Raw genomic sequence first — 18,986 nt, 5'->3', positions numbered from 1 at the left:
CTTCATGGACCATTGAACAAACATCTTCGTCACGGGGGCATCGGTGCCAAGTTTGGGTTCACTGTGCGAAAAACCGGCCTTAGGGCTGCATTTCCTTGATGCTGTCGACCGCGATTCCTTCCGGGCCCGTACGGTGCTGGGTGTCTGGCTGTCCGATCCGGAGTCGGAGAGGAACATCCGGCTCCTGGACACCGGGCTGCGCGATCTGCTGGTCATCGTGGCGTCCGATCAGCCGTGGCTGACCGACCCGGCCGCCGCCGAGCACCGGATCCGCATCCTGGCGCGCAGCGGCGCGGCGGGGCTCGCGATCATGCGCACCACTCCGCAGGAGGTGCCCGAGACCGTACTGGTGAATGCCAGGAAGCACGGTGTGCCACTGCTCGTCGGCAGCGAGGAGCTGTGCGGATCAGAGGTGGCGCAGGTCGTCAGCCGTGAGCGACTGCGGGAGTACGAGGACCGCGCTCAGCAACTGGAGGAGATGCTGGACCAGATACGGCGGCCGGGGAGGCAGCGGCACCACAGACTCCAGACCCTGCTCGACCGGCTGGCCAAGGCGGTGGAGGGGTCGGTGCGCCTGGTCGACCCGCACAAGGCCGTGCTGACGGCCGAATTGAGCGCGGGGGGCCCGCTGGTGGAGCCGCCGGCCGCCATGGTGGCGCGCATCGTGGGCGGGGAAGTGGGAGCCGCGTCCATCAACCATGGGAAGCACAGCGTGCGGCTCTACTCGATCGGCTATCACCCACCTCACATGGTTCTCATCGTGGTGCGCGACCAGGACTTCAACGAGTCCACCGAGAAGATCATCGCGCGCTCCACCGTGCTGCTGAGCCTGCTGATCCGCGCGGAGGAGATGGACAGCGACCAGTACCGGCTCCAGCAGACCATGAGCTCGATGCGGGCCGCGGTGCTCCATCTGGCGCTGAACGGCCTCACCCAACTCGCCCAGGAGATCGGCCAGTCGCTGTACCCAGGGCTGTTCTCCGCCGATCAGGTCCGGGTGCACCTCATCACCTGTGGTGAGCGGGAGCTGAACGCCATGGCCTCCAAGCTGGAGAACGCGCTGCGGCAGCAGGCCCTGGTCGTCCGTTCGCCGTTCCGTTCCGACCAGCTCTTCGTCATCACACCCGAGTGGCCGCCCTCGCCCTCGCCCTCTCCCGGTGAGGACCGCGGGACGAGTGTCGTCCAGCGGCTGCACGACCTGGTGGCCGACGTTCCCGGGCTCCGGATGGGCGCCAGCCACCCCAAACCGCTGGCGAGCCTCGAAGAGGCACACCAAGAGGCACATCGGGCCCTCACCATGGCCGGGAACAGTCAGGAGAAGCTGGTGACGGCGGCCCGGGAGGAACCCGGTCTGTCCTTCTTCCTCGACCCGGGCGCCGGCCAGGCGTGGGCAGAGGCTTTCCTCCGCCCGCTCGACACCCTCGCCCCCGCCGTACGGGAGGGCATTCTGCGAACGATCGATCTGTCGTTGCGGTTCTCCCGTCTCGATGTGGCGAAGGCCATCGGCTCTCATCGCAATACGGTGGCGGCGCGCATCGCGAAGGTCAGCGAGCTCCTCGCCCTGGATCTCACCCGCCTGCCCGACCGAGCCGTGCTCAGCCTCGCCCTGGAGCTCCGGGCCTTGCCTCCCCATAGGCCCCATACGACTGATACGCCCCTTACGACCCATGTGACCTATGAGACCCATGCGACCCGTACGGCTCATACGACCCATAAGGCGAACGCGGTGTCCGGTGAGCGAAGCCTCGGCGATCTGCTGGCGGACGATGGTGCCCAGGAATGGGCCCGGATCTACCTCGGACGTCTCGACGCGGATCGCAGAGAGCTACGGCGGACGCTGGCGGCGTGGGTGGCCTGCGGCGGGAACGTGGAGCAGACCGCGCAGAAGGTCGGCGTCCATCTGAAGACGGTCCGCAACCATCTCCGCGCGGCCGAGAGCCTGCTCAACTGCCGCCTCCTGGGAACCCCCGGACACACGCATGACCTGGTACTGGCCATGCATGCCCTGGGGATCGCCCAGGTTCTGCCCGACCACCTGATACGGCCCCCGTCCCGCCGGCTGCGCGCGGCGTGACCCGCGTCTTCACCCCCCGTACTCCGCGTGTTCCCCGCGCTCGCTCCTCATGCTTCCCGTGTTCCGACATCGCGAGCGACGACGGTGCCGATCTCGTTCGCCGCCGCGGTGTCGAGCATCTCCGAGTGGGTGCAGTCGATGTCGACGATCCTGATGTCCCCTTCCACATAACGCCGCCAATCCAGGGGGTCGCCCGTCCTGGCGTCGCTCTCCGGTATGGCCGCCCGCACCAGGATGATGTCGCCCTTGACGACGGGAGGAGTGTGGCGTGCCATCATGCCGAGATTCGTCTGGTAGGCCCGGTAGATGCCGTCCACATGCTCCTCGCTGACCACGTTCTCGAGGAGAGGTGGGCGCCACAGCTCATCGTCCGCCACCGGGTCGTACTGATTCCGGGCGACCCGCAGCAGATCCTCGACCACTTCCCTGCGGGACGGGTACCAGAGCGGTTCGGTGCTCCGCCGCTCGATGGGATACGCATCCAGGAGGAACAGCCGATCGACCCGTTCCCCCATGGCCTCGAGGCGTGCGGCCATGGCGTGCGCCACCAGTCCGCCGAAGGACCAGCCCAGGAGGTTGTACGGGCCCGAGGGCTGGATCGACCTCATCGTGGCCACGTAGTCGTCCGCCATCTCGTCGATGCTCGGCGCCGCCTCCCGCGACACATCGAGACCACGGGCCTGAAGTGCGTAGAGGGAGAAGCTGCCGACGGCGTGTCCGGCCAGCGCCTGGTAGGCCCAGCCGATACCGCTCGCCGGATGCACACAGAACAGCTTGGGCGTGTCCGACTCGGACCTGATGGCCAGGACGGCGTCGAAGTCGTGTGAGCTTTCCCCGTCGTCCAGGAGGCGAGCGAGCCGAGCCGGGGACGGGGCCTGGAACAGAGCCTGCATGCCCAGCCGGGCGCCGGTCTCCGCGCGCAACCGGCCCATCAAACGCATGGCGAGGAGGGAATGGCCGCCCAGAGCGAAGAAGTCGGCGTCGGCGGGGACGTTGGGCAGGCCCAGCACCTGGGCGAACAACCCGCACAGCGATTCTTCCGTTGGGGTGGCCGGCGCGCGGCCGGGGGCCGGGGTGTAGTCAGGGGCGGGCAGCGCCTTACGGTCCAGCTTCCCGTTCGCCGTCAACGGCAACCGCTCCAGAACGACAACAGCCGAGGGCACCATATGCTCCGGCAGCACACCCCTCACGAACTCCCGCAACTCCGCTACCACCGGACGGGACCCGGCCATCGGCACGGCATAGCCGATCAGCCGCCGATCCCCGGGACGGTCCTCGCGAACCACGACCGCCGCCCGCCCCACCTGCGGATGCGACACCAGCGCCGACTCCACCTCACCCAACTCAATCCGAAAACCCCGCACCTTCACCTGATCATCCACCCGGCCAACGAACTCCAACCGCCCATCCCCCCACCACCGCACCAGATCCCCGGTCCGATACATCCGCCCCCCGGACCCAGTGAACGGGCATGCCACAAACCGTTCCGCCGTCAACCCCGCACGCCCCGCATACCCCCGCGCCAACCCCGCACCCGCCACATACAACTCACCCACCACACCCGGAGGCACCCACCCCAACCCACCATCCAGCACATACAACGAAGTATTGGACAACGGACGACCCAACGGCGGCACACCCCGATCAGCAGGATCGAGAGTGGCGGTGGCGGACCAGATGGTGCACTCGGTCGGACCATAGAGGTTGACCACCCGCGAACCCAACTCGCCCAACCGCCGGGCCAACGGGGCTGGCAACGCCTCACCACCGGCCAGCACCCGCAGCCCCTGCAACATCTCCGGGGCCTGGGAGACGATGGCCTGCCACAGCGTCGGCGTCGCCTGCATCACCGACACCCGCCACCGCTTGACCAACCCCGCCAACGCCACCGGATCACCCACCTCGGCATCCGAAGCCACCACCACCCCCGCCCCACACACCAACGGCAAAAACACCTCCAACGCCGCAATATCAAACGACACCGTGGTCACCGCCAACAACCGATCCCCACCCCCCAGCGGCACCCGCTGCCCCACCGCAGCCAAGAACCCCTCAACAGCCGCCCGCGACACCACCACACCCTTCGGAACACCCGTCGACCCCGACGTATAGATCACATACGCCGGATGCCGAGCATCAAACGGACCAATCCGATCGCCATCCGCCAGATCGGTGGCCGACGCCTGGCTCAGGAGCTGCTGCGTGTGCTCGTCATCCAACACCAGCAACCGACCGCTCTCACGCTGCGGGATCCGCCCGGCCGTCTCCGCCGTGACCAGCACCACCTCCGGCCGAGCATCGTCCAGCACGAAAGCGATCCGGCTCACCGGATAACGCGGATCAATCGGTACGTACGCGCCGCCGGCCTTCACCACCGCCAGCAACGCCACCACCAACTCCACCGACCGCGGCACCACCAACCCCACCCGGGACTCCGGACCCACCCCCAACCCCACCAACACCCGAGCCAGACGATTCGCCCGCTCATTCACCTCCCCATACGACACCTCACACCCCTCACACACCACCGCCACCGCATCCCGATCACGCCGCACCCACCCCTCAAACAACCCCGGCAGCACATCAACAGCACCTTCACCCATCGCATCGGGTTCATCCCCACCCCAGCGCGTCAGTTGCCCCCGCTCCTCCCCGCTGAGCACATCGATCCGCCCCACCAGACACCCCGGATCAGCGGCAATCGCCTCCAGCACCCGCACAAAACGAGCCGCGATCACCTCCACCGCGTCCCGGTCGAACACATCAGGCCGATACCCCCACCGCACCTGAAGCCGCTCACCAGGAATCACCGTCAACGCCAACGTGTAATGCGTCGCATCCCGGCCCCCGCTGGCCCGCACGGTCACGCCACTGTCTCCCAGAGCCCCCGAAGCCGCGTCGGGCGCCACCGGATAGTTCTCAAAGATCACCACCGTGTCGAACCGGGCCCCCGCACCCACCGCAGCCTGAATCTCCGGCAACCCCACAAACTGATACTCCGACAACCGCGCCTGCGCCTCCTGCAACCCCGACAACAACCCCACCACCGGCACCCCAGCCCCCGCCCTGACCCGCACCGGCACCGTATTGATACACAACCCCACCAACGACTCCGCACCCACCAACTCCACCGGACGCACCGCCACCGTCGCCCCGAACACCACATCCTCACGCCCCAACAACCGACCCAACACCACACCCCACGCCCCCTGCACCAACGTGTTCAACGTCAGCCCCAACTCCCGCCCACGCTCAACCAACCGCCCCGTCAAACCCTCCGAAACCTCACACCACACCTCCCCCGGCACCACCCCACCACCACCAGAAACCACCGGCCCCAACACCGAAGCCTCCTCCACCCCCGCCAACACCCCACACCACGCCGCAACCCCCACACCCCGATCCCGCGACCCATACCAAGCGAGGTAGTCGCCGTACGGCGTCGGCCTGGGCAGTGCGGACTCCTCGCCCGGACGCTCGTACAAGGCGAACAGATCCCGCACCACCAACGGAGTGGACCAGCCGTCCAACAGGAGGTGGTGATTCGTCATCACGAGACGGAAACGGTCCTCACCGAAACGGAACAACGCGAACCGCAGCAACGGCGGCCGCGTCAGATCAAACCGATCGACCCGGTCCTCCGCCAGCCACCGCTCGAAGAGGCCCTGCGCCTCCGCCTCCCCCAGACCCCGCAAATCCTCCTCACGCCACGGCACCCGCACCCGCACCTCACCAGGCACCACCTGAACCGGCACCGACACACCCTCATGCACAAACCCCGCACCCACCTGCGGATACCGCCGCAACAACCCCTCCGCGGCCGCACGCAACCGCACCGCATCCACCGAACCCTCCAGGTCGAAGACCAGCTGCACCATGTACACATCCGGCGCACCATCGTCATAGACCGCGTGGAACAGCAACCCCTCCTGCAACGGGGTCAGCGGCAGGATGTCGTCGGCCTCGGGGATCAGTGCCTCGACGTGTTCGATCTCGGCTTGATCGAGCGGGACCAGTGGCAGGTCGGAGGGTGTGCGGCCACCGGACGTGGGATGCCTGAGATGGGCGATCAGCCCGTCCACGGCCGTGCGCCATGCCTCGGCGAACCGGCTGACCTCCGCTTCCGTCATCAGGTGGCCGGCCCAGGCCCAGGTCGCCGTGAGGCGCGGACCGTCGGGGGTGTCCTCGGTGAGTGCGTTGATGTCGAGGCAGTGGGTGAGGGCCAGATCGGGGTCGGAGCCGCCGCCGAGGGCCGTACTCTCCTTCGCGTAGGGCCAGTTGGCGGATCCACTGCCGGTGTACCGGCCGAGGTAGTTGAAGCCGATGCGCGGTGTGTTCAGCGCCGCGAGCCGGGGTCCGGTGCGGGGGTTGAGGTAGCGCAGCAGACCGTAGCCGATGCCGTGGTCCGGGACGCGGAGCTGTTCCTTCACGCGTTTGAGTGCACCGCTCAGGCCGGCGGCGCCGGTTGCCACGTCGGTCCAGTCGATGGGGCCCGCGTCGAGGCGTACCGGATACATGCTGGTGAACCAGCCGATGGTACGGGTCAGATCCAGGGCCTCGGCGATGTCCTCGCGGCCGTGTCCCTCGACGTTGACCAGCAGGGCGGTGGCTTCGGCGGTGCCGTAGCAGTGGGCCGCGGCCAGGACCAGGGCCGTGAGGAGGACGTCGTCGACTCCCGCGTGGTACGCGGCGGGTACGGTCGTGAGAAGGGGCTCGGTATGTGCCGGGTCGAGGACGACGGTGAGCGAACGCAGGCTGCGCACGTCATCGCGGGCGGGGTCGAGAGCGTCGGTGGCCACGGTGAGCCCGGGGTCCCTGGTCATACGGGTCCACATGTCCAGCTCGTCTTCCCGGGCAGGGTCGACGGCCTGGTCGGCGAGCAGTCGCGCCCACCGGCGGAAGGAGGTGCCGACGGGGTGGAGTGCGGGCGGCCGGGCGGCCTCGATCGCCTCGTACGCGGCGATGAGGTCGGGCAGCAGCACCCGCCAGGACACTCCGTCCATCACCAGGTGGTGGGCCAGCAGGAGCAGCCGGCCGGGGCGTCGGTCCCCCGCGTCCAGCCAGACCACCCGCAGCACGGCGCCGGAGTGCGGGTCCAGTCCGGCCTGGCCCGCCGCGCTCTCGGCCGCCACCGCCGCCTCCAGATCCTCGTCGCCACCTCCGATCACCGCGGTCCGGCGTACCAGATCGGCTGCCGCGATGGAGCCGGGCGGTGTGATCTCCAGCCGCCAGGCGTCGGCGCCACCGCCGCCGGGTCGACCGTCACCGTCCCCGTCGGCGATCCTCAGTCGCAGTGCGTCATGGTGGTCGATCACGGCCTGTACCGATGGGATCAGCCGGTCGAGCGTCAGCGTCGGTGGCACTTCCAGCAGCACCGACTGGTGATATCCGGTGGTCGCCCCTTCTCGCTCGCGCAGCCAGTACATGATCGGGGTCATGGGCAGTGTGCCCACTCCGTTGTCCTCCACGGCCGGGGCCTCGGCGGTCCGGGTGGCGGTGGCGGCTAGGGCGGCGGGGGTCTTGTGCTGGAACACCTCACGCGGGGTGAACACCAGCCCTGCCCTCCGAGCCCGGCTCACCAACTGGATGGACATGATGCTGTCCCCACCCAACGCGAAGAAGTCGGCATCGGCGGGGACGTTGGGCAGGCCCAGCACCTGGGCGAACAACCCGCACAGCAGCTCTTCCGCGGGGGTGGCCGGCGCGCGCCCGGTGGCCGGGGTGTAGTCCGGGGCGGGCAGCGCCTTACGGTCCAGCTTCCCGTTCGCCGTCAACGGCAACCGCTCCAGAACGACAACAGCCGAAGGCACCATATGCTCCGGCAGCACACCCCTCACAAACTCCCGCAACTCCGCTACCACCGGACGGGACCCGGCCATCGGCACGGCATAGCCGATCAACCGCCGGTCACCCGGCCGGTCCTCGCGAACCACGACCGCCGCCCGCCCCACCTGCGGATGCGACACCAGCGCCGCCTCCACCTCACCCAACTCAATCCGAAAACCCCGCACCTTCACCTGATCATCCACCCGGCCGACAAACTCCAGCCGCCCATCCACCCGCCACCGCACCAGATCCCCGGTCCGATACATCCGCCGCCCGGACCCGGCGAACGGGCATGCCACAAACCGCTCCGCCGTCAACCCCGCACGCCCCGCATACCCCCGCGCCAACCCCGCACCCGCCACATACAACTCACCCACCACACCCGGCGGCACCAGCTCCAGCCCCTCATCGAGCACATGAGTGCGCAGATGCGGGAGGGGTCGGCCGATCAGGCTCCGCGTGCCGGGCCCGGTGAGCTCGCGGTCGATCGGCTGGTGGGTGACGTGCACGGTGGTCTCGGTGATTCCGTACATGTTCACCACGACGGGGGCGTCCTCGTGGTGTCGGGCGTACCAGTCGGCGAGGCGTGTGGGGTCAAGGGCCTCGCCGCCGAGCACCACATGGCGAAGTGCCGTAGTCACGCGTGGCCCGCCGCGTTCTGCTTCGGCCGCGATCAGTTGGTAAAGCGCCGAGGGCGTCTGGCTCAGGACCGAGACGTTCTCCCGTACCAGCAACTCCAGGAAGTCCGAAGGTGAGCGGGTCACCTCCCTGTCGACCACGATGAGGCGGCCACCGCTCAGCAGGGCTCCCCAGATCTCCCACACCGAGAAGTCGAACGCATACGAGTGGAACATGGTCCACACGTCGTCCGGGCCGTAGTCGTAGCTCTGCGCGATCGCTTCGAGCAGCCTCACCACGTTGGTGTGCGTCACCAGGACGCCCTTGGGCGCGCCGGTGGATCCTGAGGTGTAGATGGCGTAGGCCGGATGCCGGGGATCGAGCGGGCTGGTGCGATCGCGGTCGGTGAGGTCGGCGTCGGACGCCCGAGCCAGGAGCCGCTGGGTGTGGTCGTCGTCCAACACGAGCAGCCGGGCGGTTTCACACTCGGGTATCCGGTCGGCCGTGTCCCTGGTGGCGAGCACCACCTCCGGGGCGGCGTCATCGAGCATGAACCCGATCCGGGACGTGGGATAGCGGGGATCGATCGGTACGTACGCCCCGCCGGCCTTCACCACCGCCAGCAGCGCCACCACCATCTCCACCGATCGCGAAACCACCAGCCCCACCCGGTTCTCCGGGCCCACACCGTGCCCCACAAGCACCCGGGCCAGACGATTCGCCCGCTCGTTCATCTCCCCGTACGACACCTCACGCCCGTCACACACCACCGCCACCGCATCCCGATCCCGTCGCACCCCCTCCTCGAACAACCCCGGGAGCACATCAACCCCCGCCTCGGCCGCACCGGGCACACCCCCACCCCAGCACCTCAGCTGATCCCGCTCCGCCTCTGTGAGCACATCGATCCGCCCCACCACACGCCCCGGATCGGCAGCGATCGCCTCCAACACCCGCGTGAAGCGAGCCGCCAGCAACTCCACCGACTCCCGGTCGAACAGGTCGGTGGCGTACTCGAGCGTTCCGTGGATACCCGCCGGCCCACCGCCATCGGCATGTGACTCGGCAAGCATGAAGGACAGGTCGAACTTGGCGGTGTCCATCTCGACCCAGAGAGGTTCGATGGTCAGCCCCGGCAGTGCGGGGGCGGAGTGGTGGGTGTTCTGGAATCCGAGCATCACCTGGAACAGGGGGTGCCGGGCCAGGGAGCGGTCCGGATTGAGCAGGTCGACCAGCCGCTCGAACGGCACGTCCTGGTGGTCGTAGGCGGCGAGGTCGGCGTCGCGGACGCGGCGTAGGAGGGTGGTGATGTCGGGGTTGCCGGAGGTGTCGACGCGTAGCACCAAGGTGTTGACGAAGAAACCCACCAGGTCGTTGACTGCTTCCTCGCCCCGGCCCGCGTACGGGGTGCCGATGGGGATGTCGTGTCCCGCGCCGAGCCGGGTCAGCAGCACGGCCAGTCCGGCTTGGACGACCATGAAGACGCTGACGTCGTGGGCGTGTGCCACATCGGCCAGCCGCTGGTGAAGCGCGGCCGGGATGTCCAAGTCCACGGTGCCGCCGCGATGGCTCGCCAGCGCCGGGCGCGTACGGTCGGTGGGCAGGTCGAGCTCTGCGGGCAGGTCCGCCAAGGCCTGTTCCCAGTAGGCGAGTTGGCGTGACATCAGGCTGTCGGGCGTGTCTTCCGCACCGAGGACACGCCGCTGCCAGATGGCGTAGTCGGCATACTGCACCGGGAGCGGTTGCCACTGTGGGGCATGCCCTTGGGCGCGGTCCGTGTAGGCGCGGGCGAGGTCGTTGAAGAGGGGGCCCATGGACCAGCCGTCGGCGGCGATGTGGTGCAGCACCAGCAGCAGCACGTGCTCGTGGTCCGCCGTTGTGTAGATGCCCGCGCGCAGTGGCAGTTCCGTGGCCAGATCCTCGAACCCCCGTCCGGGCTCGGCCGCGAGCATGGCGTCCAGGTCCTTGGGGTCGGCGTGCGACATGCTGATCGGCAGCCGGGTGCGCGCGGTGTCGGCGTCGAGCACATGCTGCCAGGGCTGCCCCTGGTCGTCCTTCGGGTAGAGGGTCCGCAGGGCTTCGTGCCGGGCCACGACATCGCGGAGTGCGTCGGCCAGCGCCTCGCGGTCCAGGGGGCCGGTGATCCGCTGCGCGGACACGATGGTGTAGGTGGCGGACCGGGGGCCCTGGATCTCCTGCATGAACCACAGGCGCCATTGGGCGTACGACAGCGGGATCCGTTCGGGTCGTGGCATCGGGCCCAGGGGCGGCCGCCGGGTCGCCTCGGGGCTCGTTCCGTCACCGAGCCGTGGAATCAGCTGGTCGACCGTGGGCGCCTGGAACAGTGTGCGGACGCTCAGCTCGGTGCCGGTCTCGGCGCGGATGCGGCCGATGAGCCGCATCGCGAGGAGGGAGTGGCCGCCGAGTGCGAAGAAGTCGTCGTCCACACCGGCCTCGGCAAGCCCCAGCACCTCGGCGAAGAGACCGCACAGGGCGCGCTCCCGCGGGGTTCGCGGAGCCCTGCCGGTCCCGGCGGTGAACTCCGGGGCGGGCAGCGCCTTGCGGTCCAGCTTTCCGTTCGGGGTCAGTGGCAACTCGTCGATCGCCATCACGATCGACGGCACCATGTGCTCCGGCAGGGTGCTCCGCAGATGGGCCTGGAGTGCGGGGAGCAGCGAATCGGCTTCCGGGCCGGCGCCCGGCTCGTTGGCGTAGTCGGTGAGCGGTCGCGCGCTCGCCTGGGCGGCGGCGACGGACAGGTCGACGACCGTCTGGTCCGGATCCTCGGCACCGAGCACGAAGAGGGCGTCGAGCTGCTCGGGCTCTTCGGACCAGGTCAGATGGGCACGGTAGCCATGGCGGGCGGCCAGCTCGTGCAGGGTTTCCACGTCGGGCGTACGCGGCGTGGCGTGGGATATTTCCGTGGCCACGTCGGGCGTACGCGGCGTGGCATGGGATATTTCCGTGGCCACGTCGGGTGTACGCGGTGTGGTGCCGGGTGTAGCCGTCGCGGTGTCGTTGGTCTGCCCGGTGGTTTCCGGCGCGGTGCCGTCCTGGAACTGTCGTACCGCTGCCAGGTCGTCCATCAACCGGGCGTTGGGGAGGCCCCTCACCCACAGCCTGTCGTGGCGCCGGGAGAGCAGTGCCGCCAGTTCCTCGGTCCGGTGCACATCGGTTCCCCAGGTCGCCGTCGGCGCCGACTCGTCCGCGCGTACGGCGGCGATCGGCGCCTTGTGGAGCACCACGTCATAGCGGTACCGCGTCAGCTCGTTGCGGCTCTTCCCACGCTTGATCCGGACGTCGACCGCCGCGATGTCCGGAACGGTTGCCTGGAGAGCCGAGAAGAACGCCGGGTCGATCAGCAGCTCCCTCTCGAGCGAGATGGTCTGCTCGATCGCCTTGCGGAGGTCCGTGCCCGCGAGTTCACCGCCGAACCTGCTGAGACCGGCCGCCGTGGCGAAGCAGCGGAGCAGGCGGAGGTTGCGGACATCGCCGAGGAACAGCGAGCCACCCGGTGTGAGCAGCCGCATCGCTCCGGAGATCACGGAGACGAGATAGTCGATGCCGGGGAAGTACTGGATCACCGAATTGATGATCACGGTGTCGAAATGGCCGGTCGGAAGTCCGGTGAAGACGTCGGCGGGCTGGGAGGACAGCTCCACGCGGGCAGCCAGGTCCGGGTCTCGATCGACCTGGTCCCGCAGCATGTCGATCACCGCGGAGGAGAAGTCCGTGGCCCAGTACGAGTCGCATCGGGGCGCCAATCGCCGTAGCAGCAGACCGGTGCCCACACCGATTTCGAGCACGCGTCGAGGAGCCAGTGCGGAGATCCGGTCCACGGTGGCCGTCAGCCATTCCCGCATCTCGTCGAGGGGGATGGGGCGACCGTCGTAGCTGCTGTCCCAGCCGATGAAGTCCTCACGGAGAGTGGTGGGGCGGTCTCCGTACAGCGACTCGTAGAAGCTCTTCCAGTGGCCGATGTGTTCGTCCGCGTGGCGCTCCGCCGACTCTTCGCTCGGTGGGGTGTTTCCCCGTGGAGTGTCGTCCGGCGATGTGCCTTCCTGTGACGCGTCTTCTGGCGTCGTTTCGCCCCGTGATGTGGTGCGCCGCGTGGGTACGGCGTAGCCGATCAGCCGCCGGTCCCCTGGGCGGTCCTCGCGTACCACGACGGCCGCCCGCGCCACCTGCGGATGCGACGCCAGCGCCGCCTCCACCTCACCCAACTCGATACGGAAACCGCGCACCTTCACCTGGTCGTCCACCCGGCCGACGAACTCCAGCCGCCCGTCCGGCCGCCATCGCACCAGGTCACCGGTCCGGTACATCCGCGCCCCTGGCTCGGCGAACGGGCATGCCACGAACCGTTCCGCCGTCAGCCCCGCACGTCCCGCGTACCCCCGCGCCAACCCCGCACCCGCCACGTACAACTCACCCACCGCGCCTGGCGGCACCCACCCCAGCCCACCGTCCAGGACGTACAACCGTGTGTCCTGGATCGGTGTCCCGATGGGCGGCGGCCCTTCCTCTCCCGGCTCGCACGGATGGCCGGAGATGTCGATGGTGGTTTCGCTCGGCCCGTACGAGTTGTAGAGCCGCGCCCGGGGAAGCGTGGCGTGGAAGGTGTCGCGGACGGCCGCAGACATGGCTTCCCCGCCACAAACGACGTCACGCAGCGAGCGGCACTGGTCCGCCACCTCATGCCACTCCAGGAGATGCTGGAGGAGGGAGGGGACGGTATGGACGACGGTCACCTGGTGGCGCCTTACGGCCGCGAGAAGGTACCCGGGGTCCGCGTGCTTGTCCGGGTGGGCGAGCACGATGGTCCCGCCCACCAGCAGCGGGCAGAACACTTCCCATACTGAGACGTCGAAGCTCAGGGGTGTCCGCATGAGGAAGCGATCCTCAGCGCCCCAGCCGAACGCCTTCACCCGCCACAGGAGGTTGTTCAGCAAGGACTGGTGCGTCACCACGACACCCTTGGGGGTGCCCGTCGAGCCTGAGGTGTAGATGGCGTAGGCCGGGTGCCGGGGATCGAGCGGGCTCGTGCGGTCGTGGTCGGTGAGGTCGGTGGCAGGTGCCTTGGCCAGGAGCTGCCGGGTGTGGTCGTCGTCCAACACGAGCAGCCGGGTGGTCTCGCGCTGGGGTATCCGGTCGGCCGTGTCCCTAGTGGCGAGCACCACGTCCGGCTCGGCGTCGTCGAGCATGAAGGCGATGCGATTCGCGGGATAGCGCGTATCGATGGGCACGTACGCCCCGCCCGCCTTGGCCACCGCCAGCAGCGCCACCACCATCTCCACCGACCGGGGCACGACGAGCCCCACCCGGGACTCCGGGCCCACCCCGAGTCCCACCAGGACCCGCGCCAGGCGGTTCGCCCGCTCATTCACCTCGCCATACGAGACCTCACGCCCCTCACAGGCCACCGCCACCGCCACCGCATCCCGATCGCGCCGCACCCGCTCTTCGAACAGCCCCGGCAACAGCCCATGGCTGGTGTCTTCCGCACCGGGCGCGCCTCGACCCCAGTGCGTCAGTTGCTCCCGTTCCACCGCGGTCAGTACATCGATCCGCCCGACCAGACAGGCCGGATCGGCGACGATCGCCTCCAGCACCCGTACGAAGCGGGCCGCGATAGCCTCCACTGCCCGCTGGTCGAACACATCCGGGCGATATCCCCATCGCATCTGAAGCCGCTCACCGGGAATCACCATCAACGCGAGGGGATAGTGCGTGGCGTCGTGGGCGGCGATGGCGGTGGTCTTGAGTGTGCTGTCGGTGCGGCCGAAAACGGCGTCGTCCACGGGGTAGTTCTCGAAGACCGTGGCGGTGTCGAAGAGCGGTCCCGTACCGGCGTAGGCGCTCTGCTGGATGTCGGTCAGACTCAGGAACTGATGGTCGAGCAAGCGTGATTGCTCGTCCTGTAGCCGGGTGAGCATCGCGGCCAGACTCTCGCCCTCGAGTAGGCGAAGCCTCAACGGCACCGTGTTGACGAACAGCCCGACCATGGATTCGACGCCGGGAATCTCGGGTGGCCGGACGGCCACCGTCGTTCCGAAGACCACGTCATCGCGTCCGGTCATACGGGCCAGGAGGAGGCCCCAGGCGCCCTGTATCACGGTGTTCAGGGTGAGACCGGTCGCACGCGCCCGCTCGGTCAGAGAGGCGGTGAGGGATTGCGAGAGGAGCTGTGAGACGTCCTGGGGGGCTACGGCCTGGCGTCCAGGGTCTGCGGGCGTCAGCAGAGTGGGGCTTTCGACACCTGCCAAGGCATCGCGCCATGCCCCCAGTGCCTCATCCCGATCCCGCGATCCGTACCACGCGAGGTAGTCGCGGTACGGCGTCGGCCTGGGCAGTGCGGACTCCTCGCCCGGACGCTCGTACAAGGCGAACAGATCCCGCACCACCAACGGAGTGGACCAGCCGTCCAACAGGAGGTGGTGATTCGTCATCACGAGACGGAAACGGTCCTCACCGAAACGGAACAACGCGAACCGCAGCAACGGCGGCCGCGCCAGATCAAACCGATCGACCCGGTCCTCCGCCAGCCACCGCTCGAAGAGGCCCCGCGCCTCCGCCTCCCCCAGACCCCGCAAATCCTCCTCACACCACGGCACCCGCACCCCACCAGGCACCACCTGCACCGGCACCGACACACCCTCATGCACAAACCCCGCACCCACCTGCGGATACCGCCGCAACAACCCCTCCGCGGCCGCACGCAACCGCACCGCATCCACCGAACCCTCCAGGTCGAAGACCAGCTGCACCATGTACACATCCGGCGCACCATCGTCATAGACCGCGTGGAACAGCAACCCCTCCTGTCCAGCCGCCAAGGGCAAGACCTCACCGTGCTGGGGGATCTTCGCCTCGATGGCTTCCTGGTCGGACCGGCTCAGCGAGATCAGGGGGCGGAGAGACGAGGTGGAGTGCGCGGTGTCCGTCGATTGCGTGGGAACGGCCGGGGCCTCGAGGACCCGGGCGGTGGCGGCGAGGGCGGCGGGGGTCTTGTGCTGGAACACCTCACGCGGGGTGAACACCAACCCCGCGCGGCGGGCCCGGCCCACCAACTGGATGGACATGATGCTGTCCCCACCCAACGCGAAGAAGTCGGCGTCGGCGGGGACATCGGCCAGGCCAAGCACCTGGGCGAACAACCCGCACAGCGATTCTTCCGTTGGGGTGGCCGGCGCGCGGCCCGTGGCCGGGGTGTACTCCGGGGCGGGCAGCGCCTTACGGTCCAGCTTCCCGTTCGCCGTCAACGGCAACCGCTCCAGAACGACAACAGCCGAAGGCACCATATGCTCCGGCAGCACACCCCTCACAAACTCCCGCAACTCCGTCACCACCGGACGGGACCCGGCCATCGGCACGGCATAACCGATCAACCGCCGATCCCCGGGACGGTCCTCGCGAACCACGACCGCCGCCCGCGCCACCTGCGGATGCGACGCCAGCGCCGCCTCCACCTCACCCAACTCGATACGAAAGCCCCGCACCTTCACCTGATCATCCACCCGGCCGACAAACTCCAGCCGCCCATCCCCCCGCCACCGCACCAGATCCCCGGTCCGATACATCCGCCCCCCGGACCCGGCGAACGGGCATGCCACAAACCGTTCCGCCGTCAACCCCGCACGCCCCGCATACCCCCGCGCCAACCCCGCACCCGCCACATACAACTCACCCACCACACCCGGCGGCACCCACCCCAACCCACCATCCAGCACATACAACGAAGTATTGGACAACGGACGACCCAACGGCGGCACACCCCGATCAGCAGGATCGACAGTGGCGGTGGCGGACCAGATGGTGCACTCGGTCGGACCATAGAGGTTGACCACCCGCGAACCCAACTCGCCCAACCGCCGGGCCAACGGGGCTGGCAGTGCCTCACCACCGGCCAGCACCCGCAGCCCCTGCAACATCTCCGGGGCCTGGGAGACGACGGCCTGCCACAGCGTCGGCGTGGCCTGCATCACCGACACCCGCCACCGCTTGGCCAACCCCGCCAACGCCACCGGATCACCCACCTCGGCATCCGAAGCCACCACCACCCCCGCCCCACACACCAACGGCAAAAACACCTCCAACGCCGCAATATCAAACGACACCGTGGTCACCGCCAACAACCAATCCCCACCCCCCAGCGGCACCCGCTGCCCCACCGCAGCCAAGAACCCCTCAACAGCCGCCCGAGACACCACCACACCCTTCGGAACACCCGTCGACCCCGACGTATAGATCACATACGCCGGATGCCGAGCATCAAACGGCCTGATGCAATCGCCGTCTGTCAGATCGGTGGCCGACGCCTGGCTCAGGAGCTGCTGCGTGTGCTCATCATCCAACACCAGCAACCGACCGCTCTCACGCTGCGGGATCCGCCCGGCCGTCTCCGCCGTGACCAACACCACCTCCGGCCGAGCATCGTCCAGCACGAAAGCGATCCGGCTCACCGGATAACGCGGATCAATCGGTACGTACGCGCCGCCGGCCTTCACCACCGCCAGCAACGCCACCACCAACTCCACCGACCGCGGCACGACCAACCCCACCCGGGACTCCGGACCCACCCCCAACCCCATCAACACCCGAGCCAGACGATTCGCCCGCTCATTCACCTCCCCATACGACACCTCACACCCCTCACACACCACCGCCACCGCATCCCGATCACGCCGCACCCACCCCTCAAACAACCCCGGCAAAAGTCCATGACCAGCATCGCCGTCACCAGACTCATCGCCGCTCCACATCTCCAGCAGCTCCCGCTCCTCCCCGCTGAGCACATCGATCCGCCCCACCAGACACCCCGGATCAGCGGCAATCGCCTCCAGCACCCGCACAAAACGAGCCGCGATCACCTCCACCGCGTCCCGGTCGAACACATCAGGCCGATACCCCCACCGCACCTGAAGCCGCTCACCAGGAATCACCGTCAACGCCAACGTGTAATGCGTCGCATCCCGGCCCTCACTGACCCGGACCCGCACAGCGTCGTCCCCGGTGACCTCAGGCGCCACCGGATAGTTCTCGTAAATCACCACCGTGTCGAACCGCGCCCCCGCACCCACCGCAGCCTGAATCTCCGGCAACCCCACGAACTGATACTCCGACAACCGCGCCTGCGTCTCCTGCAACCCCGACAACAACCCCACCACCGGCACCCCAGCCCCCGCCATGACCCGCACCGGCACCGTATTGATACACAACCCCACCAACGACTCCGCACCCACCAACTCCACCGGACGCACCGCCACCGTCGCCCCGAACACCACGTCTTCCCGACCAGTCAATCGACCCAGAAGGATCCCCCACGCCCCCTGCACCAACGTGTTCAACGTCAGCCCCAACTCCCGCCCACGCTCAACCAACCGCCCCGTCAAACCCTCCGAAACCTCACACCACACCTCCCCCGGCACCACCCCACCACCACCAGAAACCACCGACCCCAACACCGAAGCCTCCTCCACCCCCGCCAACACCCCACACCACGCCGCAACCCCCGCACCCCGATCCCGCGACCCATACCAAGCGAGATACTCACGCCAGGGCACAGCGGGGGCCAGAGTGGAGGCGGTGGCCTCGGGCTCCTGGTGGTGGTAGAGGGTGAACAACTCCCGCATCAGCAGTTGAGTGGACCAGCCGTCCAACAGGATGTGGTGATTCGTCATCACGAGACGGAAGCGGTCCTCGCCGAAGCGGAACAACGCGAACCGCAGCAACGGCGGCCGCGCCAGGTCGAAACGGTTGGCCCGGTCCTCCGCCAGCCACCGCTCGAAGACGTCCCGTGCCTCGGCCTCCGCCAGACCCCGCAGATCCTCCTCACGCCACGGCACCCGCACACGCCGTGCGATGGCCTGCACCGGCCGGGGCACTCCGCGCATCATGAATCCCGCACGCAGACTCATATGGCGATCGACGATCGCCTGTGCCGCCGACCGCAGGCGCTGAGCGTCCACCGGACCATCGAGATCGAAGACCAGCTGCACCATGTACACATCCGGCGCGCCATCGTCATAGACCGCGTGGAACAGCAACCCCTCCTGCAACGGGGTCAGCGGCAGAAGCTCTTCGATCCGGGATCGGACCATGGGAATCCCCCTGTTCGGACCGCTCGCACTGATGCACTACGCGCAGATCGCACGGAGATGGATAAGGAGAAGAAGGGGCAACGAGAAGTGCGGTGGACACGCGGGCATTCACTCTGTCCGAATAATTCAACGTAGCCGAGCCGGGCAAGCTCGTCAACGATCTTGAATAGACGCCAGAACATTCCAATGGGCATTCTTCTCGGCGATTACCGGCAATGCGGACAGGTGGCACCTAGGTGCCTCCGCTGGTTCTCGACATCCCTCCGCACAGCGCTTCTGAACTGCGCGTTCTCCCTGTTGATGCCAGCAGAGCATGCCGAGGTGGACCGGCGAAGACGGCGTGGACGCCACTGCACCAAGCTGCCATT

2 protein-coding genes are annotated in these 18,986 nt (G+C 68.2%); one reads left to right on the top strand and one right to left on the bottom strand.

Going from position 1 to position 18,986, the window contains the following annotated elements; translation table 11 throughout:
- Positions 1-133: 133 nt before the first annotated feature.
- Positions 134-2,074, top strand: coding sequence for a helix-turn-helix domain-containing protein (locus ACJX2R_RS40835; protein ID WP_413104175.1), 1,941 nt, complete (start codon positions 134-136; stop codon positions 2,072-2,074).
- Positions 2,075-2,121: 47 nt separating this feature from the next.
- On the opposite strand, the gene ACJX2R_RS40830 is transcribed toward ACJX2R_RS40835, so the two are convergent.
- Positions 2,122-18,618, bottom strand: coding sequence for an amino acid adenylation domain-containing protein (locus ACJX2R_RS40830; protein WP_413104174.1), 16,497 nt, complete (start codon positions 18,616-18,618; stop codon positions 2,122-2,124).
- Between the last annotated feature and the right edge of the window lie 368 nt (positions 18,619-18,986).

Origin of the sequence: Streptomyces sp. Inha503, from assembly GCF_047215865.1 — a bacterium.
GTDB classification, from domain to species: domain Bacteria; phylum Actinomycetota; class Actinomycetes; order Streptomycetales; family Streptomycetaceae; genus Streptomyces; species Streptomyces lycopersici.
The sequence above is the reverse complement of the archived record's forward strand: the minus strand, read 5'-3'. Positions and strand labels throughout refer to the sequence as shown.